20 protein-coding genes are annotated in these 20,324 nt (G+C 47.3%); 9 read left to right on the forward strand and 11 right to left on the reverse strand.

The annotated features are described in order from the left end of the window. Positions 1–68: 68 nt before the first annotated feature. Positions 69–1,568, forward strand: a complete 1,500-nt coding sequence (locus AC0MA3_RS09050; RefSeq protein WP_474655921.1) for an amidase — start codon at positions 69–71, stop codon at positions 1,566–1,568. Between the two features lie 123 nt (positions 1,569–1,691). Here AC0MA3_RS09050 and AC0MA3_RS09055 read toward each other — a convergent pair whose 3' ends face one another. Next, positions 1,692–2,126: a MarR family winged helix-turn-helix transcriptional regulator gene (locus AC0MA3_RS09055; RefSeq protein WP_379160173.1), complete on the reverse strand. Its 435-nt coding sequence runs from the start codon at positions 2,124–2,126 to the stop codon at positions 1,692–1,694. 131 nt (positions 2,127–2,257) lie between these two features. Here AC0MA3_RS09055 and AC0MA3_RS09060 point away from each other — a divergent pair, with 131 nt between their 5' ends. Next, positions 2,258–2,713: a CBS domain-containing protein gene (locus tag AC0MA3_RS09060; protein WP_379160170.1), complete on the forward strand. Its 456-nt coding sequence runs from the start codon at positions 2,258–2,260 to the stop codon at positions 2,711–2,713. A 172-nt stretch (positions 2,714–2,885) separates the two neighbouring features. Next, positions 2,886–4,091: an ROK family protein gene (locus AC0MA3_RS09065; RefSeq protein WP_474655922.1), complete on the forward strand. Its 1,206-nt coding sequence runs from the start codon at positions 2,886–2,888 to the stop codon at positions 4,089–4,091. A 105-nt stretch (positions 4,092–4,196) separates the two neighbouring features. On the opposite strand, the gene AC0MA3_RS09070 is transcribed toward AC0MA3_RS09065, so the two are convergent. After that, positions 4,197–4,973, reverse strand: a complete 777-nt coding sequence (locus tag AC0MA3_RS09070) for a DUF817 domain-containing protein (RefSeq protein ID WP_379160164.1) — start codon at positions 4,971–4,973, stop codon at positions 4,197–4,199. Between the two features lie 407 nt (positions 4,974–5,380). Here AC0MA3_RS09070 and AC0MA3_RS09075 point away from each other — a divergent pair, with 407 nt between their 5' ends. The 3 genes from AC0MA3_RS09075 to AC0MA3_RS09085 all read left to right on the forward strand — a co-directional run bounded on the left by AC0MA3_RS09075 (position 5,381) and on the right by AC0MA3_RS09085 (position 7,327). Continuing rightward, the gene (locus tag AC0MA3_RS09075; protein WP_474655923.1) at positions 5,381–5,908 is read left to right on the forward strand and encodes a hypothetical protein; all 528 of its coding nucleotides are present in this window, start codon (positions 5,381–5,383) and stop codon (positions 5,906–5,908) included. A 200-nt stretch (positions 5,909–6,108) separates the two neighbouring features. Continuing rightward, on the forward strand, positions 6,109–6,729 hold the full coding sequence (locus tag AC0MA3_RS09080) for a hypothetical protein (RefSeq protein ID WP_474655924.1): 621 nt from the start codon (positions 6,109–6,111) through the stop codon (positions 6,727–6,729). Next, the gene (locus tag AC0MA3_RS09085) at positions 6,710–7,327 is read left to right on the forward strand and encodes a hypothetical protein (RefSeq protein WP_474655925.1); all 618 of its coding nucleotides are present in this window, start codon (positions 6,710–6,712) and stop codon (positions 7,325–7,327) included. Before AC0MA3_RS09080 ends, AC0MA3_RS09085 begins: the two co-directional genes overlap by 20 nt. A gap of 142 nt (positions 7,328–7,469) precedes the next feature. Here the strand turns inward: AC0MA3_RS09085 and AC0MA3_RS09090 are convergent, their stop codons facing one another. The 3 genes from AC0MA3_RS09090 to AC0MA3_RS09100 all read right to left on the reverse strand — a co-directional run bounded on the left by AC0MA3_RS09090 (position 7,470) and on the right by AC0MA3_RS09100 (position 10,396). Continuing rightward, entirely contained in the window at positions 7,470–7,859 is a 390-nt protein-coding gene (locus AC0MA3_RS09090; RefSeq protein WP_474655926.1) for a collagen-like protein, read from the reverse strand. A gap of 101 nt (positions 7,860–7,960) precedes the next feature. Continuing rightward, a complete protein-coding gene (locus AC0MA3_RS09095) occupies positions 7,961–9,217 on the reverse strand; it encodes an acyltransferase family protein (RefSeq protein WP_474655927.1) in 1,257 nt (418 codons plus the stop codon). 210 nt (positions 9,218–9,427) lie between these two features. Then, positions 9,428–10,396 carry a helix-turn-helix transcriptional regulator gene (locus AC0MA3_RS09100; protein WP_474655928.1) on the reverse strand — a complete coding sequence of 323 codons (969 nt, stop codon included), beginning with the start codon at positions 10,394–10,396 and terminating at the stop codon, positions 9,428–9,430. Positions 10,397–10,617: 221 nt separating this feature from the next. On the opposite strand from AC0MA3_RS09100, the gene AC0MA3_RS09105 reads away from it, so the two are divergent. Then, the gene (locus tag AC0MA3_RS09105; protein ID WP_474655929.1) at positions 10,618–11,100 is read left to right on the forward strand and encodes a hypothetical protein; all 483 of its coding nucleotides are present in this window, start codon (positions 10,618–10,620) and stop codon (positions 11,098–11,100) included. A gap of 334 nt (positions 11,101–11,434) precedes the next feature. Here AC0MA3_RS09105 and AC0MA3_RS09110 read toward each other — a convergent pair whose 3' ends face one another. The 6 genes from AC0MA3_RS09110 to AC0MA3_RS09135 form a co-directional block, all read right to left on the reverse strand. Further along, positions 11,435–12,397, reverse strand: a complete 963-nt coding sequence (locus AC0MA3_RS09110; protein WP_474655930.1) for a glycoside hydrolase family 43 protein — start codon at positions 12,395–12,397, stop codon at positions 11,435–11,437. A gap of 24 nt (positions 12,398–12,421) precedes the next feature. Then, on the reverse strand, positions 12,422–13,906 hold the full coding sequence (locus AC0MA3_RS09115) for an alpha-N-arabinofuranosidase (RefSeq protein ID WP_474655931.1): 1,485 nt from the start codon (positions 13,904–13,906) through the stop codon (positions 12,422–12,424). Between the two features lie 28 nt (positions 13,907–13,934). Beyond that, complete coding sequence (locus AC0MA3_RS09120) at positions 13,935–15,302, reverse strand: family 43 glycosylhydrolase (RefSeq protein WP_474655994.1); 1,368 nt, start codon at positions 15,300–15,302, stop codon at positions 13,935–13,937. Between the two features lie 4 nt (positions 15,303–15,306). Continuing rightward, positions 15,307–16,143: a carbohydrate ABC transporter permease gene (locus AC0MA3_RS09125; protein WP_474655932.1), complete on the reverse strand. Its 837-nt coding sequence runs from the start codon at positions 16,141–16,143 to the stop codon at positions 15,307–15,309. Positions 16,144–16,167: 24 nt separating this feature from the next. Then, entirely contained in the window at positions 16,168–17,058 is an 891-nt protein-coding gene (locus AC0MA3_RS09130; RefSeq protein WP_379160912.1) for a carbohydrate ABC transporter permease, read from the reverse strand. Between the two features lie 104 nt (positions 17,059–17,162). Next, positions 17,163–18,557, reverse strand: coding sequence for an ABC transporter substrate-binding protein (locus AC0MA3_RS09135; RefSeq protein WP_474655933.1), 1,395 nt, complete (start codon positions 18,555–18,557; stop codon positions 17,163–17,165). Positions 18,558–19,003: 446 nt separating this feature from the next. Between AC0MA3_RS09135 and AC0MA3_RS09140 the strand changes: the two genes are divergently transcribed. Continuing rightward, positions 19,004–19,960, forward strand: coding sequence for an ArsR/SmtB family transcription factor (locus tag AC0MA3_RS09140; RefSeq protein WP_379160128.1), 957 nt, complete (start codon positions 19,004–19,006; stop codon positions 19,958–19,960). 110 nt (positions 19,961–20,070) lie between these two features. Continuing rightward, positions 20,071–20,229 (forward strand): hypothetical protein, encoded by a 159-nt coding sequence (locus AC0MA3_RS09145; RefSeq protein ID WP_025705470.1) that lies wholly within the window; start codon positions 20,071–20,073, stop codon positions 20,227–20,229. Positions 20,230–20,324: the final 95 nt, after the last annotated feature.

Genomic DNA, 20,324 nt, shown 5'->3' on the forward strand with positions numbered 1-20,324 from the left:
CCATTTCCAATACTACAACTCAGCGGACCCTGCCATTCAAGAGTCCCTGCCGAAAAGAGGTTGTCATCATGACATTATCTGCTTATTCCACCTATGATGCGCTGGGTCTTGCCGCGCTGGTCCGGGCACGGGAGGTGTCGCCGCGTGAGCTGGTTGAGGCGGCTTTCGCCAGGCTGGACGAGGTCAATCCCCTGCTCAATGCCGTTGTCCGCACCCGCCGGGAGGCGGCTTTGAAGGAGGCCGATGCCATGCCGGCAGCTGATCCGTCCCGGCCATTTGCCGGTGTCCCCTTTCTGCTGAAGGATATTTCCCAGGCGATTGGCGGCGAGCCGCTGACCTCTGGCGCTCTGCTCCTGAAGGATAACATTGCCAAACGCGATTCGAACTATGTCGCCCGTATCCGCAGCGGCGGGTTTATTCCGCTTGGTCACACGAATACTCCGGAATTCGGGCTAAAAAACATCACCGAACCCCTCCTGCACGGGCCTGCCCGGAATCCCTGGAGCACGGACCGCTCTCCCGGAGGCTCCAGCGGCGGAGCTGCCGCTGCGGTGGCCTCCGGAATCGTGCCGGCTGCGGGTGCCAGCGACGGAGGCGGCTCGATCCGCATCCCGGCCTCCTTCACCGGCCTGTTCGGTCTGAAGCCTACCCGTGGCCGTACGCCGGTAGGACCGGGAGTCGGCCGCCAATGGCAGGGCGCCTCCATCGATTTTGCGCTGACACGTTCCGTGCGTGACAGCGCAGCCATGCTGGATCTGCTGCAGATTGTGCAGCCGGAAGCCGCATTTCAGACGCCGCTGTACCCCGGCGTCTATCTGGACGACCTGATGAAGCCCTCACAGCGCAAGCTGCGGATCGCATTTACAACAGCCTCCCCTGTTGGAACGCCAGTCACCGGAGAGGCTGCGGCGGCGGTATTAAAAACCGTAAAATGGCTCCAGGACGAAGGCCATGAGGTCGAAGAGAAGCTGAGTCCGGTGAACGGTGTGCGTCTGATGGAAAATTATTATACGATGAACGCCGGAGAAGTGGCAGCGATGTTCCTGTCACTGGAAACCGGGATGGGGCGCAGCATTGCGGCACATGAAGTGGATATCGTAACCTGGGTGCTGGGCGAAGCCGGTAAAAAGGTCTCCGCCGCTGAATTCGTGCACAGCCTGAATGAATGGGATGTAGCCGCTGCGCAAATGGCGGGTCTGCTGAGCCGCTATGACCTGTATATCACACCTGCGAACGCAGACTCGGCCCCTAAGATAGGGGAGCTTACTCAGCAGCCGGAGGAAATAGAAGCTTTGCTGCAAATAAGCGAGCTGCCGAAGGAAGCGCAGCGGCGGATGATCTACGAGATGTTCGAGCCCAGTCTGACGTATACGCCTTTCACACAGCTGGCCAATCTCACAGGTCAGCCGGCAATGAGCGTCCCCTTGCACCTTACGCCCGCTGGCCTGCCCATTGGAGTTCAGGTTATGGCTTCCAAGGGCCGCGAGGATCTGCTGCTGCAGCTGGCCGCCCAATTGGAGCAGTCAGAACTCTGGGTCGGTATGCAAGGGAACCCTATGTTTCCTTGACATTGAACCAACCATTCTGCTGTATTTCGTACAATGCATTTCCCGGTTTCGGCCCCAAGGGGCCTTTTCCACGGAAATCCGTTACACAGAATACAGCAGTTTCTGTTTGGCGACACCCTTCGGCTACTCCGGAACCTCTTCATGAATTGCAGCATTAAATTTCCGCAAAAGCTCGCCAAAAATCACACGTTCCCCATCGCTCCAGCTGCTGAGCATTTTTCCGATAATGTCCTGCCGGGCCTTCTTATTCTCATTCAGCACTTCCTCTCCCTCATCCGTCATTTCCAGCGAATACGCCCGCCCGTCTTCCGGATCGGGAATACGCTTAACATACCCTTTTTGCTCCAGCGCTGCCGCCTGTCTGCTGACCGTAGATATATCCAGGTGGAATTCATCGGACAAAGCCTTCACGCCAGCCGAGCCGTGGGAGGCTATTTGATGCAGCAACAGATAAGCGGAGCGGTCCAGATTACCGACTTTTTTATAGGTGGTCATTGATACGAGGCGGCGGACCATAACGGCCATCTCCAGCTCTATGATATCTATTGAATTTTCCATGACAGTATTGTCCTTTCGTATACAACATGCATAGTATGATCATTGACATTACCATTCCCACTTGTATAATACAAGTATATACTTTCATCATACAAGTTATTTGACGGAATAGCAGGCTGTGGAGGGAAATTATGAAAGCTCATGAGTTTATGGTCAGACAAGTATACAAAGTAAAGGAAGGCGACACGGTCCGCACCTTTATTGAACGATGCATTCAGTTCCGGATCAGCGGCATGCCGGTAGTGAATGACAGAAATGAAATTGTCGCTTATTTAAGCGATGGGGATATCATGCGGTATATCGGCAAACATGAGGATCTTATCGTCGATTCTTTTTTTCAGATCAATGTATTTGTCGGGGATAATGAAGAGTTTGAGGAGCGGACTCGCAGACTGCTGAACCTGAATGTCATGAATATCGCCAAGAAGAAGGTCATCAGCGTTCCCTGGGACGAAGATATTGAGAGAATCGCTACTATTCTCGGCAAAAAACAGATTAAAAAGGTACCTGTGGAGCGAGATCATGTGCTTGTCGGCATTATCAGCCGCGGTGATGTGATTCGCCACACCTTTAAAACCCTGCTCTGACCCGTATTCTTCCATTATCAGATGCTCCGCAGCCGTTTTCCGGCCGTGGAGCCTTTTTTATTTATGTGATAGAAGTTGCGGGCCCCCCCTTTTTATGTCATTCTGTTATCAAGTTTAATCGGAATTATCCCCCTAATCTGATCGGGATATCTATTAATAAGGAGAGACCTTTGTGCTGCCTATTCATGAACTTATTCCCAGTCCCAGAGCCAAGGATATGTATATGTCCGTCAGAAAAAAAGGGACTGTATCCAAACAAACGCTGCTGGAAGAAAGCGGCCTGACCGTCAGTACCTTAACCCGTATCCTCGATGAACTGCTTGCCCAAAGCCTGCTGCTGGAGGTAGGTTACGGGGAGTCGACGGGGGGCAGACGGCCTACACTATATGAGACCAATCCCGCTTACGGTTATGTATTTGGCCTGGAAATTTCCCGGACACATTCCAGGCTTGTGCTTACGAATCTCCATTTGGCACTGCTGGATGAATATACTTGGCCCATGGATGAGGATCTTACACCTGAACGCTTGATGAATTCCGTATATACCCAGGTGCTGAGCATGCTGGAGCAGGCCTCCATTGACATCAGCCGGGTCATCGGACTTGGGATCGGAGCCGTTGGCCCCTTGGACCGCAAGGAGGGAACCATTCTGACACCAGCCGGATTCGTCGCCCCCGGCTGGTCGCAGGTGCGCATCAAAGAACGGCTGGAACAGCTTCTTGATATTCCAGTGTATCTGGATAATGGAGCTAACACTGCGCTTCTCGGCGAATATTGGGCGGGTGGCGACCGGCGGCAGCATCAGCTGCTTTATCTTCATGCCGGCATCGGCCTGCGCTCGGCTATTATGAATGAGGGCCGGATTCTATACGGCGTCACTGACACCGAAGGAGCGGTCGGGCAGATGATCATCGAGACTGCTGGCCTTCCCTCCAGCGTACCTGGAGGCAATTACGGGGCCTGGGAATCCTACGTGTCCATCCGTACACTGGAAATGCAGGCCCGTGGGGAGTGGAACCGCGGCAGAGCCACTCTGCTCCGCGAACTGGCAAACCGCCCGAAGCATGTGGAATTCTCGCATTTAATTGAAGCCCTGCAGGCCGGTGATTCCGTGGTTAACGAAATCTTCAGGCAAGCAGCGGTGTATTGCGGCATTGGCCTGGCCAATCTGATCAACATTCTCCATCCGGAGGAGGTCATTCTTGGCGGCCCTTTATTCTCATACGCAGATGTTTTCTATCAGGAGGCCACACGGACCGCCCTCGAAAAAACCTACTACCGCGAGCAGTATAAGGTCCGCTTCACCAAAGGCAGCCTGAGTGACAACGCAGTGGCTGCAGGGGCGGCTGCCCTGATCCTCAATCAGCTTACGTCTTGAACAGGTACATAAAGAAACAGCGACAGCCTGGACCGTATAACGAAGTCCCAGACTGCCGCTATTTTATTACACAATAGTTCTTCGTCAGTATTCGACTAGCCGCTATCATGAATCTTGCGTGTCCCGGCCGGCTTTAACATGTTTAAGCTGGGCAACAATAATGACGCTGATAATGACCAGAAGGAACCATGAACTGATCTTACTGAAGCTAACCAGATGCCAGGCCTCATGCTGGTTAGGATATTTCCATGCACTAAAGAATGTCGCTATATTTTCAGCTAACCAGATAAAAAAACCTACAATAAAAAAAGCTAGTGTCAGTGGCATTCGGTAAGTAATGTTCTGCACCCGGTAGATGATCCATGTTCTCCAGAAGACAACAACCACAAGCGCCGTCAGCCACCAGCGAAGATCCGGTAGAAAATGATGTGTAAAAAAGTTCAGATAAATAGCCCCTCCCAATAGCCCCGCAAAGCTAAGTCCCGGCCAGCCGGTCATATCCATCTTTAGTCTTCTCCATACCTGACACATGTAGCTTGCCACACTGGCATACATAAATCCGCTATAGAGCGGTACACCGAGTAACTTTGTGAATCCAGGTTCAGGATATGACCACGATCCCATTCTCACCTTATACATTTCCAGCAATAATCCAATAACATGAAATATACAGATCACTTTAATTTCATCGAGTGTCTCAAGTCCACTGCGGTACATAAGATACTGTACTGCAAGCAGTACTAGAAGAACGGCATCATAACGGTAAATGAAAGGTACCTCCGCTACGCTGGAAAGAGCCAAGGTTCCAAAGATCGCAACCGGAAATATACAGCTCATCGCCTGATGATAGCCAAAATGCAGTAGTTGTATGATTGGTTTCAACAATGGTAGCTCCTCTTTTAACACACAAACCGCATAACATCCTCACTAGAATCCTGATAATCCTCCAGTGTGCGTCCCGTTTATATTAATATATTCAGATTGACCCGGAATATCACCCGGCCTTATCATACGTTCAAAATACCGCTCTTTGCAACAATGCTCAGCCATTCACCAGCAATCAGGTCATGACCGGAGTGCGTTAACAGAATGTCAGGTTCTCATTTAAACAGGAATCCGTTTCAGCACGCAAGCCTAATTTCCCTGTTCCAGAAGTCCGAAACTTTTTGCAACATTTTTGCCGGAACTACGTTTATAGAGGTACAAAGCCCGTTTGAGAAAATCAGCGGAGGGTAATTAGGTATATAGACGTATACCGTGTCATATTCTTATCAAGGGGGAATTTTTACATGTTCAAAAGAAAATCGGTTGTTTTGTTTCCTGCTTTGGTCCTCCTGTTCCTTTCCCTCGTGACTACGGCTAGTACGGTAGGTACACACGCAGAAGCGCATAGCGGATCTAAAAGTCAGGAATTGACGGTTTATATACATGAGCTTAAGACCAAAGACGGACATACGACCATGACCGCCGACCAGATCGAATGGTACGAAGGTGCTGAAGCGGACCGTATCTTTGCTGAACGTGAGCCTGAATCCGCGGCAGAGCTGGGCGGCGCACTGGACGGTTATTATATTGTAAATGACAGTGACTCGCTTACTTCGTATCCCGTTGCTGATAATGCTGCGGTAACGATGCAGATTTACGATCATACCGGGAACCTAGAAGATTTGGATATCCGATGGAATGAAAGCATCACGCTTCATAAGTTCTTGGCCGAATTCGCCAAAAAGGACGTCTTTGACCTAAGTCAATCCCCATATCACATTACGATTCAGGATGGCAGGGTAACCTCAATCGTACAGCAATATACTCCATAACTTTTACGGCTATATACCACAAAGAGCATCGTCCATAGGGCGGTGCTCTTTGTGGTATGCAGTAACGCATGGATCAGCTTCACACCATTTCCTGCACATCGTATAAAATCCTGTTGACTTTGAGCCGCTCCCCCTTTACATTAATATTAACTTCAGTACATTTTTTTACCACGGTTAATATTTATCAAGGAGGTTATTTCATGCTTCATACACTGGCTAAAAGTCTGGAAACTGTAACGTTTAAGCTGTGGTTGCTGTTTCTGTTAGGGTCACAAGCTATTTATGCCATTATGCTAAGCTATTCTATTCCACACATAAGCCAAGAAGCTGATGGCCTTTTGATCTTTGATATGAACTCTTTAGGATATGATTATGAATATGCGCATAATTTTCTATCTCAGTTATCGGAAAAAGGCTATACCCTGTATCTGCATATTCAGTTACCCCTCGATATTTTGTTTCCTATCCTCAATTGCTTAACTGGATTATCTACTTTCATTTTGCTGATTCGTCTATATCATAAGGTGAAGCATACGTCAGCAGTACCAGTATATTCTCTTTGTTCAAAAGCCGCATTATCCCTCCCTGTGGTTGCCATGTTATGTGATTACCTGGAAAACCTCATGATCTTCATGATGCTTTCGTACAAAGCGGCAGTTCCAACAATTCTCGTATATGTTGCAAGTACCTTCACAATCATCAAAAGCTTCGCAACTTCAATATTTTATATGGTGCTTGTTGCTATCTTACTAGTAAACTGTGTAGCCTGGATTAGAAGCAGGATCAGGAAGGAGCAAAGAGATGGAGAGTTTCGGAATTAGAGAAAAAAAGGCTGCTCTTTTGAAGGTATCCATACTGGAAGAGATGCTTCGTCTGCTAACAACAAAAAGTATTAATGACTTAACCCTTGAAGAGTTGTGTTCTAACATCAATACGACTAAAGTAACCTTTTTTAAAAACTTCAGCTACAAGGAACAGGTGTTGGATTACTTTATTTGTAAGTGGCTTTATGATAGGAGTTTTGATATTCACTGCAAAAGGGATCACGGAGAAGCCGGATTATATAGAGTCTTTCAATCGATTTGTGATGATACGGTTCCCGGTAAAAAAATCATGATCTCACTCATTCAATATTATAGTAAGCTTACAGAAAGACCACCCGCTATCGAGCCTGCACCTTATGAGTATTACCTGTTTAATAAGGAAGCATTTGGCCAAAAGGTAAAGCCACTAAGCCTACAGCAGGTTTTTATCTACCATCTTTCGGAGATACCCGCGATTCATCCTTCTCAGTACAATGAGTTCGTAAGTCATTTATTCGCTTTAATGTATGGTGTGCCCATCCAAACACATATTATGGAACTGGATGATATGTACCCTTTCTATGAGGCCGGTATTAAGAGGATTATAGGAGGATAATGTGATTTTCTGGAATGTCTTATTGTATGTTGAATGTACAAAGAAACCGCTCCTCTGGAATGGTTGGGTAGTCCCCCCATTTACCAAAAAAGTGGTTTCTTTTTTTTCATTTTTTAAGAATGCAGATACACGTCCCCCTGTCTTAGAAGCAGGTGAATGAGCTAATCCGATTCAAATCGATACCATAGTATCCCCAGAAGAAACCGAACCATCTGAACCCTGCAATAGAATTACGCCCAACAAATACCGGATAGAACCAGAATTGCTCGCCGTTGTTCAGCCAAATGTATGTGTTGCGGAACAGGCAGCGTCTGATCCCGCCGGGGTCGACGGCATATGTGGCAGCCTGCATTTGCGGTACGAATTGCGGCGGCGGAGCCGTTGGAGCTTGAACGCCTCCCGGTGCACCTCCCGGAGTCCCTGAAGGTCCTCCAGGAAATCCGCCTGGAAACCCCGGTCCTCCCGGCACGCCAGGTCCACCCGGAAATCCCGGAAATCCTCCACCAGTTCCCGGCGTTGGAAAATATCCCATATATGATCGCTCCTTTCATTGAGTAGGCATTATCATCATATGCATTCGCGGAAAGGGCGCCTGGGCGGATACCATTAAAACATCTGAGAAAGAGAAATAATTTATGCGGCATTAACCGGAGGTGTATCCGTCCCCTTACGCCGGAAGAACGGTTTGCCCTTCGACCAATGGATGAACGGCTGCTCTATGACGTAATATGATATCGTAGCCGCCGCATATGAGATAGCGACGACAGATACACTGATGCCTAACCATCGCCACACGTCCTCAATCCCGGAATAGCGATAGTCCTTGATGCCGTACTTTTCGATTAACGTAATGAATAAATAATGCCAAATATACAGGCCGAACGAAATTTTTGCAGTAAACCGGAAAAAGCGGTTATCAAGCAAGCGTCCTAAGATCACACTGAACGGTGCCGACAGCAGCACGACCCCGAACAAAATGGCATAAGCCGGGAAGTAGTATGGCTGGTGCTGAAGGCTGAAGTCAAATTCGCCCTGGTGGCGCATACGCCAGATCAGCAAACCGGCAAGCCCCAATGCCACTGCTCCAACTGCGTCGAACAGCCCGAGCCTGCGGATCCGCTCCATTGCAGTGCCATGCTGCATGAATGCGGTTGTTACACCTGCAGCCAGGATGCCGATGGTGAAGTGGCCGAAGAATCCGATCGGATTGTAATTCGGCATCCAGAATTTCGCACCGCCAATTAGACCATAATCCCAGCCCCGGCCCTGTTCGCTTGGCGTAAACCATTGATGGACAAAGGAATTGGCGACAAGCACCAATCCAAATGCGACACACCAGAACAAGATCGCCTTTCCGAACGAACGCCGCTTGCCGAGCATAAACAATACAGCCATAAACAAAGGCATAAGCGCATAGCAAAATACCTCGAAGCTGATCGACCAGAAAGGCCCATTCAAGTCGGAGGGGAAAAACGTTGTATAATGGAAGCCTGACGTAAACGTAAAACCCGTTATGATTCGCCGCCACAAGAACTCCGCAGGAATATCCAGCCTCCATACAAGCAACAGGCAAACCAGGAATGAAACATAGAAGCCAGGCATAATTCTTGCAGCACGGCGCACTGCATAAGTGCGGATACTCGGATACGGCTCATTCTCTACGTAAGCGCTCCAAAAGGGAAACGAGAGCAAGAAACCGCTTAACAAGAAAAACAAGCTAACCCCGCTGTTCCCCAGTAAGAAAACCGACTGTACCTCTTGAAGCCAAGGCTTTTGTGCGGGCATCATTAGCCGTTGTGACAAATGATGCAGAATGACGGACAGGCAAGCGATCGCACGAATGCCATCCGCTCCTGTTAATCGGGTACTGCCTAACCGAATCTTGGACATCAGTTCAATTTCCCCTTTGTACAAATAATTCCCTGAGCGGGTGATCGCCCGCGTAGACAACGGCAATCACATCTGTGCACACACTACTCCCATTCCCAATAACGCCGCACATCGATTTCAGGTACTCCTATCTTTCAATACATCATAGGAAAATCCTTCAACGTTTGTATTATTCAGCAATAAAAATTAGGCGGACGTTGAAATAATCTGTTATGACTTTCGCACGGGTCTGATATATTTAAAATACCGTTCCGGATTAAAATAAAAGTAAATGATTCTGCCAGGGGATGGATCAAAGCAGTAACCGGTGCGTGCAAAATCAAACGTTGCCATTGTCTTTTCCATCCGTTCCTCCACACTACGATTTTCCTGTTCATAATCAAAAGCCCCATGTTCAAAAACAATATACTCAGCTTCGGGAACATCAATCATAAGCATTTGTGTGGGTACTTCGCCTTTATAATCAAAAGGAAGACGTACACCATAACACTCTGTACGTGGAATACCCCAGTCGCAGAGTCTGCCGTCCGGGTCATTGATGTATGCCATAATCTGACCGTTGCCACTATTAGATTCGCTCCCGCCATCGTCATCCAATTTGCCCTTGATACTATCGAGTAAGCCGCAAATGGTCTCGCAGTCCTGCCCCGGAATGAGACTTTGCTTTTGCCAAAAATCCCAGTATCCGTTACTCTCATAGTTTTTAATGTGCAAAAATTTGTGTGCCGGAATGGTAATAAAATAAACTTTGACATCCTCTGTAGATTTCATCATCCCAATCTCTCCCAATCCTAAAAAGTAGCGGTCGAAAGGATTAATTTTTGTGCGAAGAACGACAGGCTTAGGTTTATTCCGGTATTCGCTTGGAGCTACACCATATACTCCTTTGAAAGCTCTGGTAAACGCCTCATGTGATGAAAAACCATAATCAAAAGCAATATCCAAAAGGCTTTTTTCGCTATCCCGAACCTCTTTTAGGGCAAAGGCTAATTTTCTATGCCGCAGATAATCCCTAAATTGCATACCCGATATTTCCTTGAATTTTCTCGTAGTATGAAATTCGGAATAACCTAACTTGCGAGAAAGAAATCGCAGCGTTATTGCTTCACTGTTACGATTCTTAATACACTCGTCAATCTCATCAACGATGATTTGGATTTGCTTATGCCACTCGTACATTCGTCTATTCACCCCGTTTCAACCACTCTAAGGTCATTATGGAGCAAGAAAGATTGTATCGCTTGATTCTACTTGCGGAAAAGAGATAAGGAAACTGCTAATGTGGTTTAAATCGAATAAAATGAATCTAAGCTTTAAATTCGCGAAAAAGAAGAGCTGGTCTAAGACCCTCTCTTCTTTTATATCTACAAAAATAACGCAAAGAAAGGGCCCTTAGAAAAATGAAACGAAACAGATTATACTCATATTTATTTGCATTGGTACTGACAACAATAATATTATCTGCTTGCGGTCAAAAAGTTTCTGAGCATATAACTGGCGACGAAAAGACAGCAGCTGAGTATATTATATCTAAAGGATATAATATACTCTCGTATGAAGGGGAAATTAGCAAATACACGCTTGATAAACAGAAACTCTCCCAGTATGCCTATAAAGAGATTTGGGATGTTCAAGAAGTAAAGCCTGACAGTTATATCGGTGAAGAAATTGTCACCTATGGATTTATAGTTAACCAGCATCCGCTAGATAAAAAATACGCTTCACTTTATAAACAATATAACTATGAGACGGTGTTAAACGTCATGCTTTCTGATGGCAAAATAATTGGAGGCACCTCCTCTCCCGAACAGAAGGACAAAGAGTTTTTGTCAACAGGTGGCTACTATTCCCTTGAGGCCAAAGAACTCGATTCCCCTGAATAATCTCTGCCTGTCACACCAATTCTACGTAGCCTTTGTATCATAAAGAAAGGAATAATGTAATGCTTAGCGTCGATCGATGACCACCATTGGTCGAAGGCTTCGAAATCATTCATTGATGATATGTTTCCCGAATTAACGACTTTCAAAGGCGGGAATTCGATTACACGGACCCTCACCATTTTCACATAACCTCCATGGAATTGATGTGCTTTACCTTTAAGTGCTTCCTGTCCTTATATAGCAGCAAAAAGTGCCCCGCCACCCTAATTAGGGTTGCCAGGACACTTTTCACTTGAATAATGGCTATTCATTTGCCAATTCTATAATTGCTTCCTCACTTCCCGCCATCCTTGACCGGCACTCCGAAATCCGGTGTGCCGTCTTCATTCCACTTCAGCACCTGGGCACGGGTATGGCGGTTAGGATCATATAGCGGATCTCCGGTGATCTCCTTGTAATTGCGCGCATGGTAGATCAGAACATCTTCCCCGTTCTCGTTCACCGTGAAGCTGTTGTGTCCCGGACCATATTGTCCGTTCTCTTCACTGGTTTGGAATACGGGCTCAGGGTACTTGCTCCAGGAGGCCGCATCCAGCAGATCGCTGTCTTCGTCGGCCATCAGCAGCCCTAGGCAGTAATTATGGTCCGTAGCACTGGCCGAGTAACTTATGAAGATTTTGCCGCCCCGTTTCAGGACCGCCGCACCTTCATTGACACTGAATCCAATAACTTCCCATGGATACTCCGGTTTGGATATCATGGTCTGCGGACCTTTCAGTGTCCAAGGATTCTCCATCTCTGAAATGTACAGGTTGGAATTCCCCGGAATGTCCGGGTCCTTCTGTGCCCATACATAGTAGAGCACTCCCTTGTGCTGGAAGCTGGTCGCATCCAAGGCGAAAGACTCCCAGGCAGTTATCACCTGGCCCTTCTCCACCCAATGTCCCTCGAGCGGATTCGCCGATTCGTTCTCCAGTGCATACATGCGGTGATCAAACAGCCCTTCCTTGGTCTCCGTCGTCCGGGCAGCCGCGAAGTAAATGTACCATTTGCCTTGGATATAATGGATTTCGGGGGCCCAGATGTTGGCACTGAGCGGTCCGGTCTCATATTTGCGCCAGGCCACTGCAGGCACGGCATCTCGAAGACCTTCAATGGTATCGGCTCTCCTTACTTCAATCCGGTCGTATTCCGGCACTGAAGCCGTGAAGTAATAATAACCATCTGTATGCTTATATAACCAGGGATCCGCACGCTGCTCCACAAGCGGATTGCTGTACTCTTTATTCCTGCTCATTATAGTCTCTCCTTTATAAGTTTTTTACACCAGGGTAAGGACAACCACCGATGCCGGAGGTAGCTGGCAGTCCAGTACTCCATCCTTCAGTGTTGCCCCTGTAAAAAGAGCCGTCGCAACCGTTTCCGGTGCCTCAAAGGTATTGTGGGCATTCAGGTCCGAATGGGTCAGAATTTGACCCGATACGGTTCCCGCCGAAGTACCGATCATCTCAATGCTTAGGCTCGCGCTGTCCGCATGGCTGATGTTGCATAGGGAAATGTAAATCTTGCCGGCCGCATCCCGGGAAGCGGATATGCTCACCTGAGGGAGAGACTCACCGCCCATGCTATACACCGGACTCTCAAAAGTCACCTCAAGAAGCTCGTTATCCTGATGCACCTTGTACATCTCAAAGACATGATACGTAGGTGTAAGCAGCATTTTGTCACCTTCGGTTAAGATCAGCGCCTGCAATACGTTGACCATTTGCGCAATATTCGCCATATGCACCCGTTTGCTGTGGTTCTGGAAAATATTCAGGTGAATCCCGGCCACTAGTCCGTCACGCAGTGTATTCTGCTGATATAAGAACCCGGGATTGGTTCCCGGCTCACTGAGGAACCAAGTTCCCCATTCATCTATAATCAATCCTACCCGCTGCTCCGGATCATATTTGTCCATGATCGCTGAATGCCGGGTAATCAGTTCATCCATATGGAGGGATTTCTTCATCGTCTCGAACCATTCGCCATGGTCGAAGCCGAGTGCATAACGCTTCTCTTCCCAGCTGCCCGGAATGGTATAGGAATGCAGGCTAAGACCATCCATGTACCGTCCGGCTTCGCGCATCAGCACTTCCGTCCAGTTATAGTCGTCCACGTTGGCGCCTCCGGCAATTTTGTAGAGCTTATTATCACCGTAATTACGCGCATACGTCTGGTAGCGGCGGTACAGATCGGCATAATATTCCGGACGCATATTGCCTCCACAGCCCCAATTCTCATTTCCGACGCCAAAATATTTCAGAGTCCACGGTTGTTCCCGTCCATTCTCAGCCCGTAGCCCTGCCATAGGCGATTCGCCGTCAAAGGTCATATACTCGACCCATTCGGACATCTCCTGAACAGTGCCGCTGCCGACATTGCCGCAAATATACGGTTCACATTCCAGCAGCTCACAGAGGCGGAAGAATTCATGTGTGCCAAAATGGTTATTCTCGACTACCCCGCCCCAGTGGGTGTTGATCATCCGCTTGCGGGTTTCCGGAAGGCCGATACCGTCCTTCCAGTGATATTCATCGGCGAAGCAGCCGCCCGGCCAGCGGAGCACCGGAATATCCAGTTTGCGCAGCGCAGCTATTACATCATTGCGGATACCGTCCGTATTGGGAATCGGCGAATCTGCCCCAACCCAAATCCCTTCATAGATACATCTGCCGAGATGTTCGGCGAAGTGCCCGTACAAATGTCGGCTAATTGTTGCTTTACTTACATCTGCAATGATTCTCACAGTATTTATTGTTGTCATCTCCATTCTTTTCCGCTCGAGATATAAGTTAATTTCCGGAGCTTCTCTTTCCCCAACTGGAAATTCCATCATCATTCATCCCAGTGAATACCAGGGTTTGTCTATCTTCTTCCCAATCCCAGGAAGGAAGAAGCTGTACCTTCTCGCATCGTCCTTTACCTTCCGGGAGGTCATTCCAGTTAAGCGTTAATGTTCTTTTTCCATCAAAAATCCACTTTCCCGTACCCTGCGCTCCGGTCAGGCCGCCGTTCTCATGCAATTCAAGTAGCTTTGACTCTACCTGTCCATCCACAGCCGGATCAAGAAAGAGCCGCTCCCAGCATCCTGGAATCAGGTCTGCAGGAATGTTTTGTTCTGTTTCTCCCGCGTAGCGCTCCGGAGATACTACCGGCCAGCCATCTTCGGTCCACAGGATTTTGCGGATATGCAGATAAGGCCACAGCTTATCCTGTCCTCCCCGTGCGTGGTGCACCATGTAATAGGTCCCGCCATCGTTCAATACGGAATTATGACCCGGCGCAATCCAGCCTGGATCTTGACCGAAACGGTAGCCTCCCAGAATCTTCACTCCCACCTCATACTGCGGCAAATGCCGGCTGTCCTTCATATCCCGGCCATGCATATCGACATAAGGGCCAGTGATGGAATCCGACCGTGCAACGCGGACATTGTAATCTTCGAATAGTGAGTCATAGGAAACGAACAGATAATATTTCTTGAACTGTTCATTGTAGACAATGTATGGACCTTCAACCGCTCCGTCTTCCGTCGCTTGATCACGGACGGCCAGCAGCTCTCCGAATCCCTCCTGCTTGGGCTTGCCGGACCCGCTATCCAGCTCGATAATGTGAATGCCGCCAAAAAAGGAACCATACACCATCCACATCCGACCATCTGCATCCGTTACCACATTGGCGTCAATTGCATTCAGTGCATCTTCTGCCCGGGTGGCAATCACAACGCCTTTATCCGTCCAGGGACCTTCTATCGAAGCAGCGGTCTGTAATCCTATCATGGACTGACGGCTGCCAAATGTAGAGGCGGAATAGTACATCCGGTATTCCCCATGCACCTCCACCACATCAGGAGCCCATAGATTAATGGAATTCGCCCATTCCTTGGCAACCTGCGGAATACCGGGCAGTGCATAATGCACCCACTCCCAGTGGATCAGATCCGCAGATTTACGTACCATCACACCTGGCACTACTTCCCCGCCGACCCTTACATCGGTTGAAAAAACATAGTATCCTTGCTCCGTCTTCACGATTCCGGGGTCATGCGCATTATGTACGCCCCACTCCGACTCCTGATCGAGAATGGAGCTATCATACAGCTTGAATTCACCCGGTGATTCAGGAAATACTAGTCCGCTGCCACTAAGGTTAGACAAAATGGAATCATCCCTTCACTCCGGATATAGCCACGGATTCGATAATTTGCTTCTGGAACACCAGGAAGATAATCAGCATCGGCAACAGGGCAATAATAGAGGCTGCCATGATCAGCGGATAATCCGTCTGAATGGCATAGGTGGCATTAAAGTTGGCAATGACCAGTTGGAGGGTCTGCTTCTCCGGTGAATTCAGATAAATAATAGGTGACAGGTAATCATTCCAGATTCCCATAAACCATAGGATCAGCTGTGCCGCAACCGCAGGCTTGATGAGCGGAAAGGTAATCGAGCTGAACAGACGGAAATAGGAACTGCCATCAATTTTGGCGGCTTCAATAATAGCGTTAGGCACACTGCTCAAATATTGCCGCAGGAAGAAGATCATCACGATATTCCCGAACAGCCCGGGCACGATCAGCGGCAGTAGCGTATCTACCCATCCCAGCTTGGAGAACATGAAGAACTGCGGAATCATGACTGCCGGGTATGGAATCATTAATGAAGAGAGCATGAGCAGAAAAATCTTATTCTTAGCAGGGAATTTCAATTTAGCAAAAGAAAATGCCGCAAGACTTGAGGTGAACGTTCCCACCACAGTTACACTTACTGCGATGATCACACTATTCTTGATACCGCTCAACAGTGGGCCTGCTTCCCAAATCTCATGGTACTTACTAAAAATAAATGGATTGGGAATCCAGACCGGAGGCAATGCGAATACATCCTGTTTATCTTTAAGTGAAGTGGATAGCATCCAGAGCAGCGGTCCAATCATGAATACAGCGCCGATTAATAACAAAGTGAATATGATTGAATTGGTAATTCTTCTTCTTCTTGTCATATTTATTCGTTCCTCCCTCTCATATCAATCGACATCGAACGATTGTTTCTCGTTCATTCGGAATTGGATAAGAGTCACGACAAATATAAAGAAGCCGAGTACGACTGCCATTGCGGAAGCATAGCCCATCTGGAAGTTCCCGAAGGCCTTCTGCCAAATGTAGAACACAACGGATGCTGAAGCATACTCCGGCCCGCCAGTTGGAGTCATAATGTTCATCTCGGTAAAAATTTGCGATCCTCCGATAATATTAGTTACGATGATAAAGAAGGTAACGGGACGCACCATAGGCCAGGTAATGTGCCAGAATGCCTTGAAGCCGTTCGCGCCATCCAGCTCAGCCGCTTCATAGTAGGATCTTGAAACACTCTGTAATGCCGCTAAATACAACAGCATCGTATAGCCGACGCCCTTCCACACTGCCATAATGATCAGTGCGGGTTTGACAGTAAATTTATTGGCCATCCAGTTGGGACCGCTGATTCCGAAGAGATCAAGAAACTGGTTAACCAGTCCATAGTCCCCGTTATAGGCCCAGTTCCACATAATAGATACCGCTGCTAGGGAAGAAATAACCGGAACATAGTAAATCACACGGAAAGCCGTAGTGCCCGGTACTCCACGGTTCAAACCGAGCGCCAATAAAAGTGCAAGAACAATACCGATCGGTATGCCAAGCATCATGAACAGTGTATTGAACAAAGCTTTGTGGAAGAGCTCATCCGTTAACAGATCCTTGAAATTGCTCAGTCCAATAAGATTCATCTGGCCGAGTCCGTCCCAATCTGTAAATGAGCCATATATCGAATAGATCATAGGGTACAGCGTAAAGATCAACAGTCCCAAAAGCGGAGGAAGAATAAATAAGAATCCGTAGATCTTTTCCTTCCGGTAGAGGTTCGACTTGGTTATCAATACAATCACCTCAATTTCAATTTCTCATAGTAGATAAAAGTGATGCTGGCCGCTGTCTATAGTGGCCAACATCACTTTTTAATCCAATTAATGTAAGCTGTAGCTTATTTCTTCGATTTTTCTTCTTGCTGAATCGCTTTGTCTAACAGCTTTTGCATCTTAGGCTGTTCGGATTTCACATAATCAGCAGCCGTAACTTTACCATCGATAACAGGTTGAATATCCGTGAAGAAGAGGTTATACCACTCTGCATTGTAAGTATAGTGGCCTGGTAGCACTCTGCCGTATTCGTTGACCACTTGCAGGAACTCTTCTTTATTAGCTGGTTTAGTTGTAGTATCAGCTGCCCACTCTTTAGCCATATCTATCAGGTTAGGAATCTGTACTTTTGCTTTTACAAGAGCTTCCATACCTTCTTTTGAAGCAGTCAGGTAGTTGATCAGCTCTGTAGCTTCTTCAGGATGTTTGGTCTTGGCAGATGCGCCGATACCCAGTGATCCGGTCCATGTTGCCGGTTTGCCTGTGGAACCGGCAGGGTAAGGAATCAGGTCATAGTCAAAAGGAAGTTTCTCATAAGTACTCATGTCCCAAGGACCAACCGGGAAGAACGCCATTTCGCCTTTCATCCAACGCTGGTAAGTATCAAGGGTCTGAGCTTGTTCAGTAGAAGGCGTGATGCCGTATTTGTTCTGCATGTCCGCAAAAAACTGCAGAGCTTCCGCAAATTTAGGATCATCAATAGTTACTTTGGTCTTCGTGGAATCAATCCAGTCCGCCCCATTGCTCCATACGAACGCCTGCAGGGCCCATTGAACGTTGAAGCCCGCGCCGAACTGATCCAGCTTATCGTCACCATCCTTGTCAATCGTCAATTGCTGTGCCACTTTGATGAACTCATCCCATGTGTAAGGTTTATCTTTATCAGGAAGCGGAATGCCTGCGGCTTCAAACATAGTTTTGTTGTAACCGAGTGCAAAAGGCCCCACGTCTTTAGGCATACCATAGATGTTGCCCTGGCCGGCCATCGTGCCGTCATAACGGTACAGGTCTACGCCGTACTTCCAAATGTTGTTCAAATCAATGTTCGGGTTATTTTCTACATAGCTGGTAAGATCCAGTAGTACACCGCTGTTGACATACGCTTTCAAATCCCCGGATTCGAAGTAAAAGACATCCGGTACGCTATTGCCTGTAATAGAAGCTTTTAATTTAGTTGCATATTGATCAGCTGCAGTTACAACGATCTTCACCTTTACGTTCGGGTGATCTGCTTCAAATTGTTTCACTACACCTTCATAAGCTTTTTGTTCATCTGTCCCGCCTCTAAACATAAAGGTCAGTTGCTTGGTTTCATTGGATTTGCTGCTCTCGCTGGCGGTATTTCCTTTCTTATTGTTGCTGCCAGATGATGCGTTGTTGTTTCCACCACAACCTGCGAGAATAACGGAAACACACAATACTAACGACAGCAGTGTAAACCAGCCCTTTTTCTTTAACACGGTAACCCCTCCTAGAGTTTTCTGAACAATGTAGATGCTATATAGAAAGAACTAATGCAACCGCTCTCAAAATCTATGCGGGTTAGTTCCGGCTATCCATTTCACATATTCATTAAATAATTAAAAAACATTTGAATGTATTCGCTTACAGATATAAAATAACATACAAGAGGTTGCTTGTAAACATAATAATATAAATCTATTCATATATATTCGAAACAAAAGGTGAATAAGGCCTATTTTCAGAAAAAAATAGCCTTTTTTATTTTTTTTCACCATTATTTTTTATTAAAATATAAAACAAAGGGGCGAAATCATCAAAAAACAGCTAAATTTTTAAATTTATAGACAAATAACTGGAGAATACTTCCCTTTTCGGCTTAATTAGTTTATAATTTTATAAAATAGTTTTGTTAATGACGTCTGCGGAAGAAGGTACAGCAATTATGATTTATATTAAAGATCTAATGAGCGGCATCGATATCTTTAAAGCTCTCAGCTCCGAGATCCGGATTCAGATTCTAGAGCTGCTTGCTACCAATCAAGCCCTAAACCTCAACGAAATCGCCAAGAAGCTAAATCTCAGCAATGGCGCTATCACGATGCACATCAAGAAGCTTGAGGACAGCGGGCTGATCGAGATCAATACTTCGGTCGGCAAGCATGGTATCCAAAAGGTGTGTTATCTGAATAAAGACAAACTCATGGTAGATTTACGGAGCAAGGAAACCGACAATTTATACGAAGTCGAAATCCAGGTTGGGCATTACAGCAATTATCAGGCAGTTCCCACCTGTGGTCTGGCCACGAAAGACAGCATTATCGGAGACTTTGACGAACCGCGTTATTTTGCCGACCCCCAGCGGATTGATTCCGAGATCATCTGGATGGCCGAAGGATTTCTTGAATACCGGATTCCGAATTATCTTAAGGCGAACCAGACCTTCCGCGAAATTCAGTTCTCCATGGAGATTGGTTCAGAAGCACCGGGATTCAACGATAACTATCCTTCGGATTTGTATTTTTACGTGAATGGTATCGAAATCGGCTATTGGACCAGTCCTGGCGACTTCGGCGATGCACGCGGCACTTTCAATCCCGACTGGTGGCCTCCTCACCTTAACCAGTATGGCATGCTCAAGCTTATCCGCATCAACAACGAAGGAAGCTTTATCGACGGCTGCCGGATTTCGGATATTACACTGGATGATATCAAGCTGGATTTCAAAAGCGAGCTGACCTTCCGTATTGCAGTTACAGATAAATCGGTCAACAAGCGCGGATTAACGATTTACGGCAAGCATTTCGGTAACTACAGCCAGGATCTGATGGCTCGTGTGCTCTACAATGTACATGAAGTGGAAGACGCTACCCCCAGACCCGCTCCAACCCTTGCAGAGTAATCTGTGAGCTTCCGGGAGAAGAAGATAGCCACTCTATCCACAGTATAAATATCCACCCCTTAGCCCACACTAACTAGGTCTTTCAATCCAGGTAAAAGGGAGTGTTTCGAATGCGTGAAGGTATGATTCCCACCGTTCTTGGAACTGTAGTAACTGCTTCTAGCGCAGCTTTTCTTGGCAGCAGGTATAAGATGGCCGCTACAGGCATTCTTGGATTTGGCCTAGCCCACATCGTACTGGGAGCCATTGATCTGTTCGAGCACCGCTGAAAAAGGTTGAAAGATGCCGGCCCTGTATTCGTACAGAGCCGGTTTTTTTACGAGAAATCCTCATGTGTTCCCATCCAATTGCAAACACCAAAAAG

The sequence above is a fragment of the Paenibacillus sp. LS-5 genome, from assembly GCF_056121505.1.